The sequence below is a fragment of the uncultured Sphingobacterium sp. genome, from assembly GCF_964277905.1.
GTDB classification, from domain to species: Bacteria; Bacteroidota; Bacteroidia; order Sphingobacteriales; family Sphingobacteriaceae; genus Sphingobacterium; species Sphingobacterium siyangense.
This window is the reverse complement of the sequence record NZ_CAXYKD010000007.1, coordinates 117,175-139,227: the sequence shown is the minus strand read 5'-3', so window position 1 is coordinate 139,227 and position 22,053 is coordinate 117,175. Positions and strand designations below refer to the sequence as shown.

The following is a 22,053-nucleotide window of genomic DNA, read 5'->3' as shown; positions in this document are numbered from 1 at the left end:
GTTACTTAGTTTTAAATTATGATAGAATCTGATAAAATATTATTGGCAGAATTGGTCGCGCTCAAAGCGAAGGGCTCATTGCTTTCTCCGCAGCAACTGGAAGACTGGAATAGATTAGTCAACAGATATCCTGAAGCAGAATCTTTGATCTCCTCGCTCTTTGAAAAAGGAGAAATTCAGACCCCATTTGATATTAGACATATTGATACAGATCATGAACTCAACAAGTTTACAGCTAAACTAAACCGCAATCGATCCAATGTAAGAAATATAGTTTTCGCTCGTTATGCCGCCGCAGCGATTGTTGTATTCTTATTGGCTGGAGCATTATGGACCTGGAATCAAAAAAACACGAAACCAGACTATATTGTTGCTGACACAAAATTTGGACAAAAAAACGATGTACTCCCCGGTGTACCTTATGCTGAACTTGCTATTGGAAATCAAAATAGGATTGAATTAAAAAACGACGCTAAATACACAGAACTTATATCAGCTGCAAAAGATAACGAAACCCACATCTTATCGGTCCCTAAAAGATCGACCTATACCATTACTTTAAGCGACGGAACTAAAGTATGGGTCAATCCGGATTCGAAATTATTCTATCTGGCACATTTCAGCAAAAATGAACGGAGAATAAAATTAGAAGGTGAAGCATTCTTCGAAGTAGCAAAAGATCCCTCCCGTCCATTTATCGTAGAAACACATGGAATGGATATTCAGGCCGTGGGAACAGCATTTAACGTAAAATCTTACGATGCCGAACCCAAGGTGCAGCTTACGGAAGGAAAAATTAAGGTAAGAAAAAATGGGCAAGAAATCGAAATTTCAGCAGGAAATGAAGTACTATCGAAACATGGTCAACTGGAAACTTCCAAGCTTGATAATCCCGAAGAAGCTACAGCCTGGAAAGATGGTTTCTTCTCCTTCGACGGTAAGGGTGTTGCACAGATTCTCGACGAACTGACCAGATGGTACGGAATAGATGTCGTTTATAACGGTACACTTAGTCAAAAACGATATGAGGGAGGAATAAATAAAAATTCGACATTGGCACAGGTCTGTAGTGCGCTTAACGACCTCACCGACTATAGCTTCAAAATAGAAGGCAACAAATTATTAATCGAAAACAAAAAATAACCAAAACATTTAAACCCAAAAAGTTATGATTTAAATTTACACAGATTACTTTTCAAAAAAAAGCAGGAGTATTGGCGTACCCCTGCAAAGTCTATGAATTAAAAATTATTGCAAACCATTAATTCTCTACCAATTTATGAATAAATTTTTTTATTCAAAAGCCTTTTTATGCCCTAAAAACAAGGAAAGGCTATTGAACAACTTCATCAAGATGAAATTAACAGGATTTATACTTGCTGCATCAAGCTTAGGAGTATACGCATCCACTTCAGCTCAAGTAACTGTAAATGTAAATAATGCAAAAGTTGAAGGCGTCCTAAAGAACATCACTGGGCAAACCGGTGTACGCTTTATCTATGAGGAAGGTCTTCTGAAAAACTTGAGGACAAGCGTAGTGCTCAAAAATGCACCGCTCGAAGTCTCCCTAAATAAGATCTTTTCGAATAGCAAATACAGCTATATTGTCCACGGTACTACCGTAGTCATTAAAAGCAATGGCAACAACAATGTCGTTATTGCTCAACAGGAACTAACTTTAAAGGGTGTCGTCCACGATAGTGAAGGGAAGCCTCTCGCCAATGTAACAATAGCTGAAATTGGCAGCAATCGCAATACACAGACGGATTCAGACGGAAAGTTCACGCTGAGAGTCTCCAGCACCTTATCAAAAGTTCGAATCAATATTGTGGGATATGATACCCAAACAATTGCTTATTCAAATTCGCTTGTGTCGGTCGTAATGAACACTACTTCAAACCAAATGGATGAAGTTGTGGTAGTCGGTTTTGGAAAGCAAAAAAAGGAATCTGTGGTAGGGGCAATATCTTCGGTATCAGCCAAGGACCTTAAAGTACCGACATCTACTTTAAGTAATGCTTTTGCTGGCCGTGTAGCGGGTATTATCGCCGTACAGCGCGGAGCTGAACCCGGGGCAGACGGATCGAACTTTTGGGTACGTGGGATATCGACTTTTGCAGGACCAAGCAATCCATTGATTTTTATTGACGGAATAGAATCTTCTATTACGGACATGAACAATCTTCCACCGGAAGCAATAGATAATTTCTCATTACTGAAAGATGCCTCAGCGACAGCACTATACGGTGCACGGGGTGCCAATGGTGTTTTGATGATTACAACAAAACGTGGTGGTGACTTTGATAAAGCAAGAGTAAATTTTAGAATTGAAAATACCTTTGCCTCGCCTACTCGCCCGGTCAAATTTTCTAACGCTGTAGATTACATGAATGCATTTAATTACGCATTAAGCAACAGAGGATTGGCACCACGTTTTTCGGACGAAAAAATAACGAATACCCAAAATCATCTTGATCCGATAGCTTATCCGGATGTAGACTGGTATTCTACCTTATTTAAAGATATGTCCATGAATCAATATGCCAACTTCAATGTTGCCGGTGGAGGGAAAAAAGCAGATTATTTCGTAAGTGCCAACTTCAACAACGATAATGGTTTCTTGAAGAAAGATCCATTTAACAGTTTCGACAACAACATTAAAATTAGAAAGTATAATTTGATTGCAAACGTTGGTGTGAGTTTATCAAACACAACAAAAGCAGTTATACGTGTCAATTCCAGACTGGATGACTACAATGGTTCAGCAGTGACCTCAGGAGAATTATATAGCCGCTTGTTTCTGGCTCCCCCAGCCCTATTTACACCTGTATTACCTCCCAATGCAGGCGCTACTGACCACATCATGTTCGGGAACTTAAATGGTGGCCCCATTCCATCCGGTACGGGTAATAACATCTATTACAATCCCTATGCAAATATGGTCAGTGGATACCGTTCCTCTTTCACAGCTACGAATATGGGAGCCATTGAGCTCAACCAAGATATGAAATTCCTATTGGATGGGTTAAATATTAAGGGGCTTTTATCATTCACGAACGTTTCGAAATCTAATAATCTTAGAACTAGTTCTCCATTTTACTATGAAGTCAGTGACTTTAAGGAAACCGATGGTAAGTACGACTATACTTACCGGAATGTTACAAGAGGAACAACGGCGTTGTCAACTAGTTTAAGTTCAGAAGGAGACAGACTGATGAACATCAACTTTGTTGTTGATTATGCGAAACAGTTTAAAGAACACAAAGTGGGTGCGATGCTGGCTTACTTAAGTCGCGATTACAGCCCAAATAATCCTTCAAGCTTCGTCGCTTCCTTACCAACGAGAAATCAAGGAATTGCAGGTCGATTGACCTACGGATACAAAGACACTTATTTCTTCGAGGGAAATTTCGGATACAATGGATCCGAAGCCTTTGCAGAAGGAAAGCGCTTTGGATTTTTCCCTTCATTGGCAGCCGGATATATGATCTCAAATGAACGTTTTTGGGAACCATTAAAAGCAACGATCAACAGTTTGAAATTCCGTGGATCATGGGGTATCGTCGGAAATGCCAGCGTCTATAACAGCAGCGGTGCTGCAGTTAGGTTTCCTTACCTAGAGGAGGTTAACCTCAACGGTGCCAGTTATACCTTCGGAAACAACTGGCAGACGACACAGTCTGGCGCTGTTATCTCCAAGCTAGGCTATCCCGGCGCAACTTGGGAAAAAGGAACAAAAATAAATGCCGGTTTGGATCTATCCATGTTCAACGATAAGCTATCGTTAACAGCAGACTGGTTTACCGAAACAAGAAGCAATATTTTTATGCAGCGTCAGGTTGTACCTGCCGAAGTCGGAGTTGTTGGGCTGACCCCATATGCTAATATCGGTAAGGTAAAAAGCAGTGGTGTCGATGGTAATTTAAGTTACCAACAACAATTGACACCAGATCTATATGTTAATCTTCGCGGTACTTTCACTTACTCCAAAAATAAGCTGCTTGACAGGGACGAACCTACTCAATTATTCTCCTATCAATCCGCTATAGGAAGGCCGTTAAACGTAGGGTATGGTTACACAGCAATTGGTTATTACCAGGATGATGCTGATATCGCCAACAGTCCCGAAAATACGCTGAGTAAAGATCTTAAACCAGGAGACATCAAGTATATGGATCTAAACAATGATGGCAAAATTGATGCATTCGACAAATCCTATATCGGCAATCCTACGGTACCCCAGATTGTTTATGGATTTGGAGCGTCGGCAAAATATAAAAAGGTGGATTTCTCGTTGTTTTTCCAGGGTACAGCAAAAGTAAGTTTGTTCGTATCGGGAATACATCCTTTCAGCCCTGAAAGCTCAGCCTTGCTGCAATACATTGCAGACGATTACTGGACCGAAAACAATACAACTGCTATGTACCCTCGTATGATCACCAATGTCGCCTACCATAGTAACTTTGAAACCTCTACCCATTGGATGCGCGATGCAAGTTTTATACGTTTAAAAAATGCGGAGATTGGATTTACACACAAATTTGCGCGGATTTTTGTAGCGGGCCAAAATCTGTTAACCTTCTCCAAATTTAAATACTGGGATGTCGAATTAGGGGGTGGAAATGGTTTGAAATATCCAAACAACCGTATTGTCTCAGTTGGTGCCCAATTTAACTTTTAATGGAATTATGAAAAAGAAATTTTTAATCTATATAACCGCATTCACATTAACACTAGGATCTTGTAAGTACATGGACATTGTCCCTGATGCCACACCTAATATGAATGATGCATTTAAAAACGAATCCACAGCGGAAGGATTTTTATATACCTGTTATTCTTATATCCCCCGCTATAATGATGCAAGAACTAATTTTTCATGGATCATGTCCAATGAAACCGCAGCATCTTACCATTGGGGATCACAATATTTCACCTTTTTACAGATACAACAAGCGCAGTATAGCGCCGACAATCCTGTATTGGATATATGGCAAAACTGTTACAAGGGAATCAGACAATGTTATCTTTTCCTTGATAACGTAGATAAAACTAAACCTATTACCATTTCTGCAGAAGAACTGGAGGCAAAGAAAAAGGTCTGGCGTGCCGAGGCTAAATACTTGATTGCATATTTTCACTATGTACTGTTGCAAAACTATGGTCCTATTGTTTTAGTGGACAAGCTTATACCTACAGATGCAACGGGAACAGAATTTTTTAAACCCAGAAGTCCGTACGACGAGTGTGTGACCTTTATTGCTAATAAATTTGATGAAGCTTCGGCAGACCTGCCCAATACCATTGTAAATAATGGAGATCTAGGCCGGGTGACCAGGATAGCCGCTCAGTCGTTGAAATCACGTATGTTTCTGTATGCTGCAAGTCCATTGTTTAATGGCAATGTTGATTACACTAACTTTAAAAACCCCGATGGCAAACAGCTCACAGCGCAATCATATGACAAAGAAAAATGGAAAAAAGCTTTAGACGAAACTAAAAAGGCTATAGATCAAGCAGAGGGTGCGGGGTATAAATTATATGAATATAATAAAACTACTGTAACCGACCCATTTAAAAAAGCTGTACTCAATACACGCTGGCAAATGGTCGATGCGTGGAACTCTGAACTTATTTGGGGCTATTCAGGCTATAAAGAAGACAATAATGCACAATATTCTTTTCAAACGCTTGCTGTTCCTCGTGGATGGCGTTCGGGAAGTCCTGTGGGAGGTGTTGGAGCTACATTGGATGCCGTAGAACTTTTCTATTCTAAAAACGGTGTTCCAACGGATAAGGATCCTGCGTATAACTATTCGAATCGATTTACCATCGCCAATGGTGATTCTACCATACAATTTCACCGCAACCGCGAGCCACGTTTCTATGCCTACATCGGGTTTGACCGAGGAGAATATGAAATCAATGATCAGACTCGTATCCTTAAATTGAGAGCCGGAGAATTAAACGGTACCACCTTAACAAACGGAACGCCGAATTTAAATGTGGACCATCTCTATACGGGATATGCTATCAAAAAGGGAATTCACCCGAGCACAAACGTGGCTACTAACGCATTTACAGTGACTGCATACCCCTTTCCGATTATCCGTTTAGGTGAGCTGTATTTAAACTATGCTGAGGCTTATGCCAATTACTATGGGACATTGGATGCAACATCGCTGGGCTATCTCAATAAAATCAGAACACGCGCCGGAATTCCTGGCCTCGAAGTTTCCTATGGAGGCCTACCGACAGGAGCAGTTTTGATTGAAGCAATCCATCGAGAAAGGTTAATTGAATTTATGTTTGAAGGCCACTCCTTATACGATAGGAAACGGTGGAAGACGGCTGTTTCTGACTATTCGCCCGACCGACAAGGGATGAAAGGGCTTACTTCAGTGGGGAAGACCGCTACAGACTTTTACAAACCAATAACATTGAGTGGCCGCCCACTAATCTTCGAAGCAAAACAATATTTGGTTCCAATCAATGTAAATTACATCAAAATCAATCCAAATCTGGTACAAAACCCAGGTTGGTAATCTTTAAACATCGGGGGTAGTCGAAAGGCTACCCCTCCTTAAACCACTAAAACTTTTTATTATGAGAAATTTAATTTTTAACATCCAAAGGATGTTCTGGTTTTCTATGCTCTTATTTTTGGGGGCATGTTCCAAACCAATTTCCCTTACCACCGCAGAGCCAACAGATCCAGTGGCAGATACAATTTTAGCTTCCGATTACGCCTACAATCTAAACGTTATCTATTTTGTACCGAACAACATTACGCCAAACGCCGACTATGAACAACGATTAAGCAAAATCATGATCGAAGGACAGAATTTTTACAAACAGTGGATGAACTATTGGGGATTTGGTGAAACAACTTTCGGCCTTCTGAAAAATGCCGCCAATACGAAAATTAAAATCCACACGATACATGGACCAGGAAATTCAAGTGATTATTCGACAGACGCACCAATAAAAGCACTGGTAGATGCTTATTTTCAACAGAATCCACAAGAAAAAACAAGTGATCATTATCTAATCATCACAGCTTCCAATAAAAAGTATGACCAAGGCGAAACCGACGATCATCCCATCCCATACTATGGCGTTGGTCGATGGTGCTATGCGGTAGATTATCCAGGTTTAAAATATGAAAACCTTGGAAATCCTGGACTCGTCGGGGATAAAGCGACAATTTATATCGGTGGCTTGCTCCATGAAATGGGGCATGGAATTAATTTGCCGCACAACGGTCCTAGTGCATCGCAAAAAAACAATCCACAATTTGGAATGACGTTAATGGGCAGTGGAAACTATACCTATGGCAAATCACCAACTTTCCTGAGCTTCTACGATGCTGCAACATTAAACAATTGCCAGGTATTCAGTAAAGTAAACAAAACATTTTATGGTGCTGTGACAACAACAATCAATTCCATTCTAGCGAAAGTGGAAAACAATGAAATCGTCGTATCCGGTACCTACACATCCTCAGTACCTGCAAAACATATCACCTTTAGAAATATCCTAGACACCGACGCTGCAGGTTATCAATCCGTCACCTTCACGACATTGCCCAGCGGCAACAATAGCTTTAGTGTGCGCATGCCCGTTTCGGAATTTAACGTTAAAGGAAGCATGAAATATACCTTGCAGATATTCTTTCATCATGAAAATGGAACCAATACCTGGAACAACTATGCCTATAAATTTGTAAATGATCAACCTATAGTAGATTTTGGAGATCGCGACCTACTTACACGTACAGGCTGGTCCATTGTGGGAGTTTCATCTGAACAGAGCGGCTATGCTGCAGCCAATGCTTTAGATGGAAACAAAAATTCTTACTGGCACACGTCTTGGTCAAACGCGACCCCACATCCCCATTTTATTGCTGTAAAAACGGGCGCAAATGCTGTGACGGCAGCGGGTTTAGCAATAGACACAAGACTTGATAATACTGGAAATGGCGGAAAAATCAAAGATTTTAAAATTGAAATCAGTAACGACGGAGCCAATTGGACTCAGGCGTATACAGGTACAATGGTTATCAATGGAAGACAGTACTTCACCTTCGACAGCCCAAAAACTTTCCAATATTTTAAAATAACGTCTTTCAATGATTATGAAGGCAAAACATTCGCAACCTTAGCCGAAGTCAATTTGTATTAATAGCATTCATAGTATCTCTCATAAATTAAAACACCGGTCGTGCCTAAATTCGATAACCTAGCGCAATATATTTTGAATAAAAAGTATATCAGAATGAAAGAAAATTCGGATTTAGGCATTCGGATTTTCTATTTAAAACGTAAACCTATATTAATACTGGATGTGATCGAAAACAAATTATGCTTTTATAGTAACAAGCCACAGACGGGGCAAAACACTAAAACTATCACAGAAGCAGCATTTGAAATTGAATGGACTAACTGTAGATATCTCAAAGAATATGAATGGCGCGGACTGAAAATTGAGGAACAAAACGTATCCGTAATTGAAAAATTGATCGATGAATTTTACAAAGAAAATTAGCCCGATCTTTTTATAAAAAGATCGGGCTAATTTCATATTAAAAGATCTTGACTTATTGGACCTTTTTAATCAAAGGGAAAATAGTGCTTTCAACATGCGCTTTTTCTATCAGACGACGTAATTCCGTTACTTTTTTGGGATTATCGGCAGCAATGTTATTTTGCTCTTTTGGATCTTGCTTAAGATTAAACAATTCCATGATTGGCGAACCGCTCATAACTTTCTGTAAAATAAGTTTCCAATTACCTTTACGGACAGCCTGACGTCCTCCGTCCTCATGGAATTCCCAATATAGATAGCCGTGCTGCTTTTGCTTTTTACGTTCACCCAACAATGTCGGAACTATAGAAATTCCATCGGTATATCTTGGCTTATCTGCTTTGGCTAATTCGACCATCGTTGGCATAATATCCCAAAAAGCGCCTAAATAATCTGATGTTTTTCCCGCCGCAATTTTACCTCGCCAGTAAGCAATGAACGGCGTCTTTATGCCGCCCTCATAAAGATCGCGTTTTGTACCCCGTAATCCGCCCGAACTATTGAAAAAATTAGGATCCGCTCCGCCCTCTTTATGTGCCCCATTATCACTGGTGAATATAATAATTGTGTTATCTAGCAGATTATTTTGACGTAATCTTTCAACGATTTGTCCTACATACGCATCCATCCGACTTACCATACTAGCGTACATCGCATGCGGCTTTTCGACACTGTTATACCCCGGAACTGTTGCTTTGGGACCATAATCGTTGCCTCGGTAAGGCTTCTCATCAAACTTATCGGCATATTGCTTGTAGTACTCGTCTGCAGGTCCTGCAAGTTCGGCGTGAGGTAGCACAGTGGGAACAAAAAGAAAGAAGGGTTTATCTTTGTTGGCATCGATAAAAGCAAGGGTTCTTTCCTGAATCAATGCCGGTGCATACTGGCCCTCTGCCATCAAGCCATTGCCCTCAAGTTCAATACGCTGCTTATTATGCCAAAGATGGGTAGGATAATAACGATGTGATTGACGCTGACAATTGTACCCATAAAACTCGTCAAATCCCTTCTGGTCAGGTGCACCCGTTGTACCTACCATACCCAATCCCCATTTACCAAAGGCACCAGTGGTATAACCTGCCTTTTGCAGTAACATCGCAATGGTCTGCACTGAATCGGCCAATGGCTCTTGCCCCTCCGGTTCAATTTCCTTATTGCCCCTGACGTAAGTGTGTCCTGTATGCTGTCCTGTCATCAAGGATGAACGCGAGGGTGCACATACGGAAGTACCGGCATAAAAGTTATCAAACTTCATCCCCGATTGGGCCAATGAGTCGATATGTTTGGTTTCAATCTTAACTTGGCCATAGGCCCCCAAATCGCCGTAACCAAGATCATCGGCCATAATAAATACAATATTCGGTCTTTTGTTACCACTTTGCGCGAAAATGCTGCTTGTGAACGTCACGATTAAGACAACTAGGAACGTCTTCTTTAGCGCGATCAATGTTAATACTTTCATGTGTTATAAATTATTTTACCAGCCTTCGTTCTGTTTTAAGTTTTTATTCTGTACCAGTTCTGCAGCAGGTATCGGATATAAATAATAGTATTCAGGAAAAGGAGATGGTGCTTTACCTTCGTAGGCGATATAGCCTTTTGTCTGTCCGTTTTCAACTGGAATAGGCGTATTAGCAGGTACATCGACTCCCTTGGTTATATATCGTCCTAATTTTTGGGTAATGGCATAATCCATTTTTTTCCATCGTCTGAGATCGTCAAAACGAAACCCTTCACCCATCAGTTCAACAGCACGCTCGCGACGTATTTCCCACAGCGCCGGGCTTACCGTCTCATCGCGTTTGGGGTCGGTTGGAATTGCCGTTAACTCCAGAGAGGCCACTCCTGCACGTGACCTTAATTTATTTATGGTTTGATCGATAATTTGCTGGTTGATTTCTCCCAATTCATATTTTGCTTCGGCATATCCGACCAACAATTCCCCGAGCCTAAATATAGGAGCATCGTTGATATCAACATTCTGGATCCTATTGATCTTGTTACTGAATTTGTAAAACCGATATCCGGTATAGCTTACACTATAAGGCTGTCCATTGGTGAAATCAACATAATGCGGCTCCTCTTTCAATATGAGACCTTCCCAGTTCATCCAGGGTAAAGTTTTATGTTTGTCGTCTGATAATGTGGCCATCAAATCGATATACTCCCGGTCCTTCGGATCATCCGAATACTCCCAAAGCATATTTGTTTTCCCCATTTTAACTTTATAAGGAGGTGGAATGGTAAAGTATAGACGGGTATCACGATTCCGGAATTCAGTATATGCACTTTCATCACCAGCAAATGTTGGACTCACCCAGCGTGTTTTCCCATCTTTCATCAAATACATATCCACAGCTTTCTTGGTAAGATCCCATCTGCCTGAGGAATTACGCGCCAGCGATGCTAGACCATGGGTAATCTGATTCAACTCATACTGCTTATAAAGAAAAACCTCAGCGACATTCGCCAATGATTCACTGTTGAACAGCAGGTCGTAATTGCTCAGTAGCGGTATCGTACTGGATAGAATTTTTTCGGCTGCTGCAGTTGACAATTTTAGGTATTTCTCAGCGTCTTTAAGTTGATGGTATTTCCTCCAAGTCCCCTCCCTTAGGCCAAAGCGTGCTGTCAGTGCCATGACAACCTTACGATTGATGGTATTGGGTCCATCTCCATTTTCTTTGATATTTTCTCCGGCATAGCTGAGCATTTCAACGATGTGGGCAGCAATTTCATCACGAGTTCCAGGGGTACCGTACAGAACATCGGTATCGCCGTCGTTAATCGTACGCTCTACCCAGATCGCCTGACCGAATTTGTTAAGAAGATCCATATATTGGTAAGCCTTGAAAAAGTAGCCAATACTACGGATATGCTTCTTTTCCGGTTCAGATAGCTGGCTTGCTTGCTCAATATTATCCAAAAGAACATTGATAGATCGTATCTGCACAAATGGATTACTGTAATCGTTACTTGTTGATGGGACGACCATTCGCTGCCAAGCCCAATCAGAAGTGGCGTTTGCCTGAGCTTTGGCAAAAAGGTCGCCATTGACCTCAGCATCGGGCACAGCATTGCTATAGCCAGGAAACGTGCCATAGAATTGCCAAGCATAGGAAATAAAATTGTTATAGTTTGTGAAAGTACTTTGCTCTGTCAATGTACCTTCCGGATCGAGATCCAGTAAATTGCTGCAGCTTGTTAACGATGTGGCTAGCCCCAGACAAAGGATATAGTGGATAAATTTCTTTTTCATGATATTCTGCGGTTTTTGAAGATTTAAAACGTGACATTAACACCGAAACTGTACTTTTTCAGGAATGGATAAATACCTCCCGACCCTATGTTTTCACCATCGGCCTCCATCCCTTTTGGCATGTGATCAGCTTTAAATAAATTTTCGCCCGAAACAAATACCTTGATATTGTCGATCACTTTGCTCCGTAAAGTCTTTCTGTCGAGGGTATAGCCAAGTGTAATATTTCGCACCCGAAGATAGGAGCCATCCGAAAGATATTTGGTCTGTGTTCTTCGATTCGCTGATGTATTTAAACCTGCATTTGCATAGACGCGCGCATAGGTCGCATCAGTATTGTCCGGCGTCCAATAATCTAGATTATCCTTATAGAGCGTACCGAATTCGTTATTATATGGCCACATCAAGAAATTGCTCAACCATAGATCCCGCTTTCCTACGCCCTGTATAAATACGCTCAAATCAATATTCCTGTAGGAGAAATTACTGTTCAGACCGAATTGAAACCGCCTGTTATTATTGCCTATAACCTTCATATCACCAGGATCGGAGACAGTGCCTGTACCACTGAAGATGATACCATCACCATTTAAATCAGCATATTTAATATCTCCGGGATTCTGAGCAACACCTTTGAAATATGGAATTCCCTCTCTTAGCTTCCCATTTAACAAACTGGCATTTAAACTATTTTCCTGAAAATCATCTACCGTATAATAACGGTCTGTAACATATCCCCATATTTCACCGAGTTCTTTTCCTTTGTAGAAGCCATCGATCAAGCCAGCACTGTTATTGATTTTGGTAATGAAACCTCTATTATCTGAAAGATTGAATGTAAATGAATATTTAAAATCTTTAATCTTATCTTTCCAGGAAAGTTCCAGCTCCCATCCCTTTGACTCAAGATCCGTAATATTCTGGAATGGAGGTTGTGACCCCAGAACTGCAGGTAAGTCGGCCCCCTGATAAAGCATGCCTATTGTCTGACGTCTAAACCAGTCAAAACTTCCGTTCAATTTGCTATTGAACAAAGCAATGTCAACACCGAAATTTAAAGTACGCGCCTTTTCCCAGGAAAAAGTAGAACTGATTAAATTTGGTGGATTTATCGTCAGGTAGCGGATGCCAGTATTTGGATCAATCCAATTTGCATTGCCTGTCCCCATCTGAGGTATTGCAGGAAAATAAACTTGATTTTTATTGGTATCAAATACGACCTGGTTACCGATTTCCCCATAAGAAGCCCTGAACTTCAACATTGGGATACTATTTTTTAACCCCGTCATAAATTGTTCTTCAGCAACATTCCAACCGGCAGAAACGGATGGAAAAAAGCCAAACCTACTACCTTTGAGGAAACGGGAGGAACCATCTAGTCGACCGTTCAGTTCCAATAGATAACGATTCTTATAATCATAGTTAATTCTACCAAAATAACCTAAGATAGCATACTGACTAAAACTGTCGGATGTATTTTGTGTCCCTGTACTTGTCCCCAATGATGGTGAATCAGGACTTAAAATCCCATATCTTGTTGCTGAAAATGATTCGTTATAACTTTTCTCATAATTTGTTCCCACCAAAACTTTCACATTATGGTCATCCAATGCACGGCTGTAACTCGTATAGAGATTTAAGGCATTATAGTCTGTCAGGGAATTAGAACGGGTATAAAAATCTTGATTGAACAGGTATTCCGTATTAAAATTATTCGGGTTCATATACCTATTTCGGTTCTGCGCATTTTTATTGTTCAGATTATTTTTACTGAAGGTGTATTCAGCTGTGATATTCCAGCCCGGTAAAGGATTATACTCCAGTTTACCAAAGAGTCTAAGATTCTCTTCATATCTGCGCGAAGGATCTTCATATTTTAGATAATTGTTGGGTGTACCGTAGGGTATAGCTTTCCCATCGCTATCTATCGTCTCGCCGGGATTAAGATACGACCCGAATGTCAGAGCCCGATAAAACATCTCCCCCATATTGGCCGGGGTAAGGCGATTGTCCTTTTTATAAAAGACATTGACGCTCGCATTAAAATTCTTGAACAATTCGGCGTTTACATAAGCATTGAAATTATATCTGCTATAACTATCTTTTTTGGTAATCATAATACCGTCTTCGTTGCTATACATACCAGAAAGCCTATACGCAATCTTTTCCGAACCACCTCTGATAGAAAGATTATGCAAGTGTTCAAATCCAGTCTGGAATACCTCATTGTATAAATCGTATTCCTTTAGGGGATATTTTGTGTTATTTACCTCGGCTATTCCATCAGGATATTTTGTTGGATCCGTTTGATAGTCTTTTAATAAATCAAGCCAGGTATCGACATTTTGTCCGGCCCAATTCGAAGTATTTCCAAAGTCTTTTAACGCCTGCACAAATTCAAGTGGAGTCGCTTTCTCAGGGAGCGTTGAAGGACGGCTCCAAGTCAGATTACTTGAGTAATTAATGCTGGTCGGCTGATTTCTGGATCCTTTCTTTGTGGTGATCAGAATAACTCCAAAGGCTGCTCTAGCGCCATAAATAGAAGATGCGGCCGCATCTTTCAATACGGTGACATTTAAGATATCCTTGGGGTTTATATCGTCCATATTCATAGGAACGTTGTCGACCAATACCAAGGGGCTACCACCATTTATGGAAGTAACGCCCCGAATATTTAGTTCTGTCGATGTTCCGGGACGTCCTCCACCAAAAGTAACTTGTAAACCAGGTAAAGCCCCCTGTAATGCTTGAGAGCTGCTGCTTACAGGTCGATCTCCCAACACTTTTTCCATATCAACTGAGGCAACGGCCCCTGTAAGATTTGCTTTCCGTTGTGTACCATAACCAACAACAACAACTTCCTCTAAGGAGGTCAGATCTTCTTGGAGGACAACATTCATAAATGATTGGCTAACCGGAATCTCCTGGCTGATAAAGCCTACATTACTGACAAGTAAAATGGCATTTGGCCCGCTTACTTTTAGATTAAATTCGCCTTTATCGTTTGTACTAGTACCGCGATCCTTATCCTTTTCGACTACGGTGACCCCCGATAAAGGTAAGCCCTGCCGATCCAAAACCTTTCCTTTGATATCAAGCCCTTGGACTTCTTTATTGTTGACAGTGATCACATAGGTGTTTTCATTCATATTCTCCATTCGGAGCTGAAATTTATTCAGCAATGGCGCTAAAGCGTTGGTCCAATTTTGGTTCTCGACAGAAATAAGGGGAAGGCTTTTATTGGCGATCACGTTGTCAAAATATATAAATTTGACTTTAGTCTGCTTTTCAATGGTTTTTAAAACAGTCTTAAGATCGGTGTTCTTTATTTTTAGGGATACCTTTTCCTGTGCTTTGGTACTTATTCCGAAGACCTTTACGGTAAATGCAAAAGTGAGCGCTAATGTTAATTTTGTCATTAATGCATATTTAATGGTGCTAGATTTTCGTGCAAAAAATACCTGACCATGTAAATTTTTTTTCATAGTTTTAAATTGATTATGGAACCATAGAGTGCTTTATCTTTCTCAGGGACTTCGCACTCTTATTTCATGAACATGAAGGATACATCATTGGGTGTATCCTTTTTTTGAAACTTTATGTATAGTCTTTCATTATCGTTTATTTAGGGTTAATATAAAATAATTGATTCGTTTTCTTCTCTGATATGTAGCTTTGGATTGGCCAATAAAATAGTCTTTAAAACCATCTCGAGGCTATAATTCTCCATCGTCCCGGTAAAAGTGGTTTTTTCTAGTTCGGTATTGTCGATTACGATATTTCTGTTATACCATTTGCCTATTTTGGACGCAACAATATTCATCGGATCGGCCTCAAAAGAAAGTTTATTCTCAAGCCACAATGCTTCGGAGGGCATTTTTTCTCCGTCCTGAACAATAAGTGCTGTCCGTTTTACCCCATTTACGCTGCTCTCATCACTGAATTTGGATCCTATTGAGTTGTGGGCTATAATTAGCTTTTCTCCGGGTACCATCTTATACGTTTCGCCACTATTTTGGCTTTTCAATTCGATAGCCCCTTCCACAAGTGAAGTCTGTGTTTTATTCTCGTCCTGATAGGCCCTGATATTGAATTTTGTTCCTAATACTTTTACCTCGGAATCCTTACATGAGACAATAAATGGGTGTTTTTTATCTTTGGCAACAGCAAAAAAGCCCTCTCCCACCAATTTTACCCGACGTTCTTTTTTATTGAAATCTGTAGCCAGATAGAGTTTGCTGTCACCATTTAACCAAACGGTACTCCCATCAGGCAGGCTAATTATCCGTTTCTCGCCCTTATTGCTGCTATAACTCATTCTATACTCAACAACTTCTTGTTGAGACAAATACCTCCACATACCAACAAAAAAGAAGATTGCAATACTAGCCGCTACTAGATAAAAAAGGTAACGTTTTTTTACCCTACTCCTTATTGGAATGTTTTCGGGGGTACTGTCTTCCAATTTCTTCCATAGCTGATCAAATGCCATTTCAGTTTTTTCGATGGTTGATGACGGAGTTCGTTGCTGATTTTTAATAAAATGATAAAGGAGTTGGTGATCTGGATTATCAATGAGCAGCTTCTCAAACAGTAACTTCTCCTCAGGTGTTAGTTTTCCCTGAATTTCTTTGTTCAATAATGCTAGAAGTTGATCTTGATCCATCTTACGCTTGAGTCTTTAATATAAGAGCCAATTACAGACGAATCTCACCAATATAAGTTTAAAATAATTTTAAAACACTAATTTCTAGCTGTTTATTTTTCTACAAGTAATAGAATCTCTTAAACGACGGAGCGCCAGCTGAATGTGTCGGTCAACGGTATTCGTAGAAATTTCCATAATGGCGGCCGTTTCATGATAGGTAAAGCCAAGCTCCTTGACTAAAGTAAAAGCCATTTTGCACTTGGAAGGCAATTCGTCTATGATCTGCTGTATAATTTTCAGATTTTCGCTGGAAATATATTCTTGCTCTACACTTGGATATTGATAGTTAAAGTCAATAATTTCTGAAATATCCACATGGGTATGCTGTCTTTCAAGGTATTTTATGGCATTATTTCTTACAGACCTAAAAAGATAAGTTTTGATGTTTTCAATTTCCATTAACTTATCTTCCAATAGCCACAATTTCATAAAAATTTCCGAAATAATATCCTCAACTGGAACTGGTGACTTAATAATTGCATGGCCAAAGTCATATAAATCAGGATAAAACTTTTTAAATAAAGTTTTAAATGCAAGCTGGTCTCGATCGAATACAATTGCATACCGCAATTCAGTCCATAAAAAGGGATCTTGATTCAACTTTTGCATTTAAATAAAAATATGAAATGGTCTATGGGAAATAAAGATATCAATTTTTGCAACAATATAAGAATGTCATTATCCAAATTCTACCATCTCTTTAATGCTTGATTTGGGCTAATAGAGTTAAAATTGGTTCGACAAATTTACAGTAGAGCCGGCTCATATTGGATGTCATGTATGCCATCAAAAAGACCATAAGATACCTTAGCTGTAATAACACGGATTTCATTGAACTTGTTCTTTACTTTAAGATTTAAATAAATCTGAAGAGGATCATGAAGCTTCGTAAGGGCGAACATATAGCCCAAAGTAGTGCTATATAGTTTCGCAAAATTACCGATAGACATTGACGGTAGTACCTGATAGGATATTAACTCGAATTTATGCTGCTCTAAATCAAAATCTATATATTCATCTACTGCAATCCGGATCATTTTCTTCCGTAAAAAAAAATAATAGATGGCCAAGATATATAATAAAATAAAGACAAAAATGATCGAAGTTCCCATATTTTCAAATAGATTTTAGAGACGAAAGATAATACTTTTCCATGAATAGAATGGTACCTGACTGATGCCATGCTCAGGGTAGATGTCTGAGACCTATTACCCTGACTCCTGAACTGATAAGATCTTTATGATCTGATTTGTATTTCGACTTTTATACTTTATTGAAACCGAAAATTGATAAAATTTTAGCAACCCATATTTTAACATTTTTACGATTGGTTAAATGGAAATAATTCTTAACCACAAGAGGAATCATATTTAAATTGGAAAATCCCTGAATATACTCCGATAAATCAGATGCTGTATTTATCTTTTCTAAAACTGACAAGGCTCTATCCTCAATAATGACTTTTAATTGACTAACTCTTTCGTGCTCTGACATAGAGCTGTTTAAACTTAATACGCTGTTAATAAAAATTTGCTCATTATAATCTGACGATCCTAGGCGTTTAAAAACGTGCATGTTAAGATCGTTCAATTCAAGATTGTTAATAATAAATCCATAGTCAATATAATAGGTATTAGCGTAATTTGATTGATATACTGAGATTACTTTATTTATTTCAGGGCTTTTTAATATCCAAGTATTTTTATTTCTAACAAACTTGTGTGGTAAAAGAATTTGATCTATTGCTTGCTTAAATTTAATCTTATTCATAATTAATAAAACGCTAAAAACATATTAAAACTTTCCCCAAAATGTTTTTCCAAAACAGCCCTATATCTTTCTAATTGACCAATTCCTTTACTGACCTGATTAGGATTAAAAAGTATTGGAGACTTACTGGGCTGGTGAATGAATAACAGTAGCTGAATACCAATTTCCATTGCAATTCCTAAAATCTTCAACTTCGTAATATTTAGCAAGATCCTGTTCCTTTATATTTTTAAGAAATCCCAAATAGTATACATGTGTATTTAAGTAGCCCTCATTTTGCCCAACCTTAAATAGCATATTATCTGAGTTAAAAAAAAGAATTTCATCAATAGATAATTGGTTAAAGTAATTTTTCAAACTGTTGAAATCTCTTTCACTCAATCTCTTTTTAAAATCTTCATCCATATTTGCATACCGGTCCTTGTATTTATTTGTGAAATAAGACTTTGGTATATTAGAATTATTAAAGAATTGTTGTGGATTATTAGCTATAATTCTTTGAATATATGCAATTGATTTATTATTTTGATAATAACCACACTGTTGTTTTGTGCAGCTTGTTATCATAATAACCAGCATAACATAAATAATATTTAATTTCATTGTACCATCTTCTTCTACAAAAGCTCATTAAAATCTTACACTTTAGCTATAGCTGGGCTATGTGGTACCAAGATAAAAAATGGAGATGGAAATTATAATTATTGAGCTATTTATTTTGCTTTTTTACATCCAGTTTTGTAAATTCAAAAACCAGTAAAGCCATATCGTGAAGCTAGTTGTGAAAATATTTCAGGTCTGTATTGTTATATTACTTTTGTTGGGATATCAAGACGGGGCATTGGCAAAAGCTATTGCAATACCACTGGCAACAGATTCATTAATCGTATTGCATTTTCAGACAAATGACTCGCTGGTATACAGTCGGGAGGATTTTGACACTATCTTAAGTAATCATCCTGAATTTCTATTTGAAGAGACATTTGATCCTACATTGAGCTATCATCTCCAAAGCGATATGGAGTTTAGTAGTGAGGCTGGACAGGATAATTATTGTATGCTCTATTCCTACTTCTTAATGCAGGTAAATGGTGAGCAAAAATATGCCGCACAGCGTAAAAGGTTATTTCAGCTATTTTCAAAAATAAATGAATTATTTGCATTAATTGAACAAGGAGGTACGTACTTTGGACATCAGCATAAAAGGCTCCTGGCGGAAGTAGAATATGCGATTTACCTAATGCCAAAAGATAAGAGCGAGTTTCGAAAAAAATATGCTATCAATAAACAAAAACAACTGTATATTCAGGGGCTAAGACAACTTGTCGCTGATGAAACAGCAAATAATAACGGTATTGAACCTCAATGGAAATTAAGTCAAATCAAACGGCTTAACAAAGTAATAGATAACATAAATCAGCTCATTACGGATAATTTATCGCTGAGGAGAGCGCAATATTTTCAAAGCAATTATTATGAATATTACTGAACAACAGATGCATATTGTCTGTTAACCATAGCGTAGATTTTGCAAATGGGAAATAAACTAAAACTGCCTGCAACGATACGGCTAGCCATAGAGATGACCCCCGAAAACACCAGCCTAAATCCGTGAAAAATTTGCATGATAAGATATCTTTTCAATCGCCTATTTCTTACTTTTCTGTTTGCTTTGACTTTTTGACTGCCTTAACCGATCAACTGGTTCAATGTTTTCAATCAGACGAGTCACCTAAAAGTTATTTAAAAATTCTCGATGAAAATGGAATATGGAAAAGAAGCAATGGTTATTGAGTTAGTAAAAACTATAAATTGCCTTTAAAATATGATCTTCAAAATAATGAGCCTTAGCAGCATCCGACTTTCGCTGTATGTAAAGCAAAAAGCCTTTTTCATCATAACTCATTCCCAGCTCACTTACTTTTCGTCCGTTCCAACTATCTTCCATTAGTTTCAGGTTTCGGTTTTGGTCGTAGACATACTTTTCGGTTTTGGGATCAGGGGAAGAAGGTGCATCAGTGAGCTGTACCAAAAGTCCGTCTTTGAATTGATACAATTCAGATGGTGTTTTCTCGACAGCACAGCCATTATGTAGAAACAACACTACCGGATGCCCTTTCAAATAGTAATACGTCTTTTTTTGATAACACGTATCTGAACTGCCGCTATTTTTACTAAAATTGAAATATTCGGTACGTTCTTCTGCCTCGAATTCGTTTAAGGTATAGTAACGATATTGCATGGAAGAAAAATCATTATTCGCTGTCATTTTCTTCCAAAGGCTTTCGTCCGGTAAAGCACCTTCTAAAATCATGTTGTCCACTCCGGGAAATTGCGCTCCCTGCCAATCATTGTTTTGTGGCCTATTTGGCATCTGAGCATTCAATGTGAAGATTCTGATGATATCAATTTTATTATTCTTATTGTATTGGAAGCTACTCACTTTTACGATGCCATTGGAATAATCTATCCTTGCTTTTTTATCGATGAGTCCGTTTAAATTATAATAATATCTGGTATAAAAAGCAGTATCAGGTTTTTCGTTATTATATCGTATACTCGTCATACTTACCACCATGCCGTCGGTGTTAAAATTGTAAATATATTTCATACCAACCTTCTCTTCACTCTGCAGTAGAATGCTTTTTACTTTATTGCTTTTCATAAAAGTAGGATTGAATGAAAAAACAGTTTTTGTAAAATAATCATCGTCATCCAAGGGTGTAACGTTATAGAATGGTAGCACCTGAGCCTTTCCTAAAGTCACGATACAAAAAAACAAAATAAGGGTTAAGAAGTAGCTAAGATTACGTTTCGTGTACATCATAAAGAAAAATTTTTGTTGCTTTAAAATCGGGATTTTGAGAAAAATCCAATTTACCCAAAAAACTTAGATAAATGGCATGTCAAATTGACTTATCAGCTAATGGCAAATTTTTCGTGATAAAGCCTAGGAATCAAATTTCCCGATGTCATCATTCGTAGAATTCATAATTGATATATACAATATGAGTTATTTATTGTAGATTTATCTCCAGCTAGTTAATCTTAATACAGTCTGCAAAGAATATTTGTCAGCCAATATCTCCTATAGAAATGAAACGTATAATAACAGTATGCTTAGTTTTTTTATCAATACAGATTATTGCTCAAGATCTTAAAAACCTCAATGATGTCGCAAGTAACGAAGGTATACCGAAAGGGAAAGCTATTATCTATGGCAACTTCATACAACGATTAGGATTCAGCAGTGGCGGTTTTCCGCAGGACATACGTTTGATCAATACAGATACAAAGGAGGTTTGTGCATTTAGAGTGAAACCAACATTCAAATCATCAAAGGAAAATATCTTCATATATACCATCGAGCCGGGTAACTACGCTATTCTAAATTATTGGTGGACCCATGGTAAGTGGTATGGTGGCAAAATGTTTACAGAATATATTTTTAAGAATACGGATACAACGGATGGTTTTGAAGATAAGGTAAACGCTGGTCAGATAAATATAGATGAATTAGAACGCTTTACTTTTAAGGTCACAGAAAACTCATTAAACTATCTGGGAACCTGGCATTTTAAAACCCCTCCTGTTTCATTCACGGATGACAAAGTCATACTCGACAAGAAAATGAAAGATAGGTACAAAGCCATTGACTTTTCCCAAGCTAAGCTAGTTATTCCAAACTAATAAGCTCAAATCAGGAAATGACGAACATCTAGTATAAAAA

The 22,053-nt window shown here is 38.5% G+C and carries 16 protein-coding genes; 7 read left to right on the top strand and 9 right to left on the bottom strand.

Annotated elements, in window-relative coordinates:
• The first annotated feature begins 18 nt into the window (after window positions 1-18).
• The 5 genes from ACHWSC_RS05240 to ACHWSC_RS05220 all read left to right on the top strand — a co-directional run bounded on the left by ACHWSC_RS05240 (window position 19) and on the right by ACHWSC_RS05220 (window position 8,547).
• The gene (locus ACHWSC_RS05240) at window positions 19-1,143 is read left to right on the top strand and encodes a FecR family protein (RefSeq protein ID WP_394676026.1); all 1,125 of its coding nucleotides are present in this window, start codon (window positions 19-21) and stop codon (window positions 1,141-1,143) included.
• 211 nt (window positions 1,144-1,354) lie between these two features.
• A complete protein-coding gene (locus tag ACHWSC_RS05235; RefSeq protein WP_394676025.1) occupies window positions 1,355-4,681 on the top strand; it encodes a SusC/RagA family TonB-linked outer membrane protein in 3,327 nt (1,108 codons plus the stop codon).
• Between the two features lie 7 nt (window positions 4,682-4,688).
• A complete protein-coding gene (locus tag ACHWSC_RS05230; RefSeq protein ID WP_394676024.1) occupies window positions 4,689-6,545 on the top strand; it encodes a RagB/SusD family nutrient uptake outer membrane protein in 1,857 nt (618 codons plus the stop codon).
• A gap of 61 nt (window positions 6,546-6,606) precedes the next feature.
• Window positions 6,607-8,184, top strand: coding sequence for a discoidin domain-containing protein (locus tag ACHWSC_RS05225; RefSeq protein WP_394676023.1), 1,578 nt, complete (start codon window positions 6,607-6,609; stop codon window positions 8,182-8,184).
• A 93-nt stretch (window positions 8,185-8,277) separates the two neighbouring features.
• Window positions 8,278-8,547 (top strand): hypothetical protein, encoded by a 270-nt coding sequence (locus ACHWSC_RS05220; RefSeq protein ID WP_394676022.1) that lies wholly within the window; start codon window positions 8,278-8,280, stop codon window positions 8,545-8,547.
• Window positions 8,548-8,599: 52 nt separating this feature from the next.
• Here the strand turns inward: ACHWSC_RS05220 and ACHWSC_RS05215 are convergent, their stop codons facing one another.
• The 8 genes from ACHWSC_RS05215 to ACHWSC_RS05180 form a co-directional block, all read right to left on the bottom strand.
• Window positions 8,600-10,048 carry an arylsulfatase gene (locus ACHWSC_RS05215; RefSeq protein WP_394676021.1) on the bottom strand — a complete coding sequence of 483 codons (1,449 nt, stop codon included), beginning with the start codon at window positions 10,046-10,048 and terminating at the stop codon, window positions 8,600-8,602.
• Between the two features lie 15 nt (window positions 10,049-10,063).
• A complete protein-coding gene (locus ACHWSC_RS05210; protein WP_394676020.1) occupies window positions 10,064-11,845 on the bottom strand; it encodes a RagB/SusD family nutrient uptake outer membrane protein in 1,782 nt (593 codons plus the stop codon).
• Between the two features lie 23 nt (window positions 11,846-11,868).
• Entirely contained in the window at window positions 11,869-14,994 is a 3,126-nt protein-coding gene (locus tag ACHWSC_RS05205) for a SusC/RagA family TonB-linked outer membrane protein (RefSeq protein ID WP_394676189.1), read from the bottom strand.
• 482 nt (window positions 14,995-15,476) lie between these two features.
• The gene (locus tag ACHWSC_RS05200; RefSeq protein ID WP_394676019.1) at window positions 15,477-16,511 is read right to left on the bottom strand and encodes a FecR family protein; all 1,035 of its coding nucleotides are present in this window, start codon (window positions 16,509-16,511) and stop codon (window positions 15,477-15,479) included.
• Between the two features lie 84 nt (window positions 16,512-16,595).
• Window positions 16,596-17,162 carry an RNA polymerase sigma factor gene (locus ACHWSC_RS05195; RefSeq protein WP_120336435.1) on the bottom strand — a complete coding sequence of 189 codons (567 nt, stop codon included), beginning with the start codon at window positions 17,160-17,162 and terminating at the stop codon, window positions 16,596-16,598.
• 137 nt (window positions 17,163-17,299) lie between these two features.
• Window positions 17,300-17,665, bottom strand: a complete 366-nt coding sequence (locus ACHWSC_RS05190; protein ID WP_394676018.1) for a hypothetical protein — start codon at window positions 17,663-17,665, stop codon at window positions 17,300-17,302.
• A 151-nt stretch (window positions 17,666-17,816) separates the two neighbouring features.
• A complete protein-coding gene (locus ACHWSC_RS05185; protein ID WP_394676017.1) occupies window positions 17,817-18,323 on the bottom strand; it encodes a DUF4304 domain-containing protein in 507 nt (168 codons plus the stop codon).
• Window positions 18,324-18,446: 123 nt separating this feature from the next.
• Window positions 18,447-18,926, bottom strand: a complete 480-nt coding sequence (locus tag ACHWSC_RS05180) for a hypothetical protein (RefSeq protein WP_394676016.1) — start codon at window positions 18,924-18,926, stop codon at window positions 18,447-18,449.
• A gap of 166 nt (window positions 18,927-19,092) precedes the next feature.
• On the opposite strand from ACHWSC_RS05180, the gene ACHWSC_RS05175 reads away from it, so the two are divergent.
• Complete coding sequence (locus tag ACHWSC_RS05175; RefSeq protein WP_394676015.1) at window positions 19,093-19,812, top strand: hypothetical protein; 720 nt, start codon at window positions 19,093-19,095, stop codon at window positions 19,810-19,812.
• A gap of 306 nt (window positions 19,813-20,118) precedes the next feature.
• On the opposite strand, the gene ACHWSC_RS05170 is transcribed toward ACHWSC_RS05175, so the two are convergent.
• A complete protein-coding gene (locus ACHWSC_RS05170) occupies window positions 20,119-21,150 on the bottom strand; it encodes a hypothetical protein (protein WP_394676014.1) in 1,032 nt (343 codons plus the stop codon).
• Window positions 21,151-21,419: 269 nt separating this feature from the next.
• On the opposite strand from ACHWSC_RS05170, the gene ACHWSC_RS05165 reads away from it, so the two are divergent.
• Window positions 21,420-22,013: a hypothetical protein gene (locus tag ACHWSC_RS05165; RefSeq protein WP_394676013.1), complete on the top strand. Its 594-nt coding sequence runs from the start codon at window positions 21,420-21,422 to the stop codon at window positions 22,011-22,013.
• Window positions 22,014-22,053 lie beyond the last annotated feature (40 nt).

Coding starts and splice junctions, on each gene's coding strand:
- ACHWSC_RS05185 (WP_394676017.1), bottom strand. CDS start 18,323: ATGAATAAGATTAAATTTAAGCAAGCAATAGATCAAATTCTTTTACCA.
- ACHWSC_RS05205 (WP_394676189.1), bottom strand. CDS start 14,994: ATGAATGAAAACACCTATGTGATCACTGTCAACAATAAAGAAGTCCAA.
- ACHWSC_RS05200 (WP_394676019.1), bottom strand. CDS start 16,511: ATGGATCAAGATCAACTTCTAGCATTATTGAACAAAGAAATTCAGGGA.
- ACHWSC_RS05235 (WP_394676025.1), top strand. CDS start 1,355: ATGAAATTAACAGGATTTATACTTGCTGCATCAAGCTTAGGAGTATAC.
- ACHWSC_RS05165 (WP_394676013.1), top strand. CDS start 21,420: ATGAAACGTATAATAACAGTATGCTTAGTTTTTTTATCAATACAGATT.
- ACHWSC_RS05195 (WP_120336435.1), bottom strand. CDS start 17,162: ATGCAAAAGTTGAATCAAGATCCCTTTTTATGGACTGAATTGCGGTAT.
- ACHWSC_RS05210 (WP_394676020.1), bottom strand. CDS start 11,845: ATGAAAAAGAAATTTATCCACTATATCCTTTGTCTGGGGCTAGCCACA.
- ACHWSC_RS05170 (WP_394676014.1), bottom strand. CDS start 21,150: ATGATGTACACGAAACGTAATCTTAGCTACTTCTTAACCCTTATTTTG.
- ACHWSC_RS05220 (WP_394676022.1), top strand. CDS start 8,278: ATGAAAGAAAATTCGGATTTAGGCATTCGGATTTTCTATTTAAAACGT.
- ACHWSC_RS05230 (WP_394676024.1), top strand. CDS start 4,689: ATGAAAAAGAAATTTTTAATCTATATAACCGCATTCACATTAACACTA.
- ACHWSC_RS05240 (WP_394676026.1), top strand. CDS start 19: ATGATAGAATCTGATAAAATATTATTGGCAGAATTGGTCGCGCTCAAA.
- ACHWSC_RS05190 (WP_394676018.1), bottom strand. CDS start 17,665: ATGGGAACTTCGATCATTTTTGTCTTTATTTTATTATATATCTTGGCC.
- ACHWSC_RS05215 (WP_394676021.1), bottom strand. CDS start 10,048: ATGAAAGTATTAACATTGATCGCGCTAAAGAAGACGTTCCTAGTTGTC.
- ACHWSC_RS05180 (WP_394676016.1), bottom strand. CDS start 18,926: ATGAAATTAAATATTATTTATGTTATGCTGGTTATTATGATAACAAGC.
- ACHWSC_RS05225 (WP_394676023.1), top strand. CDS start 6,607: ATGAGAAATTTAATTTTTAACATCCAAAGGATGTTCTGGTTTTCTATG.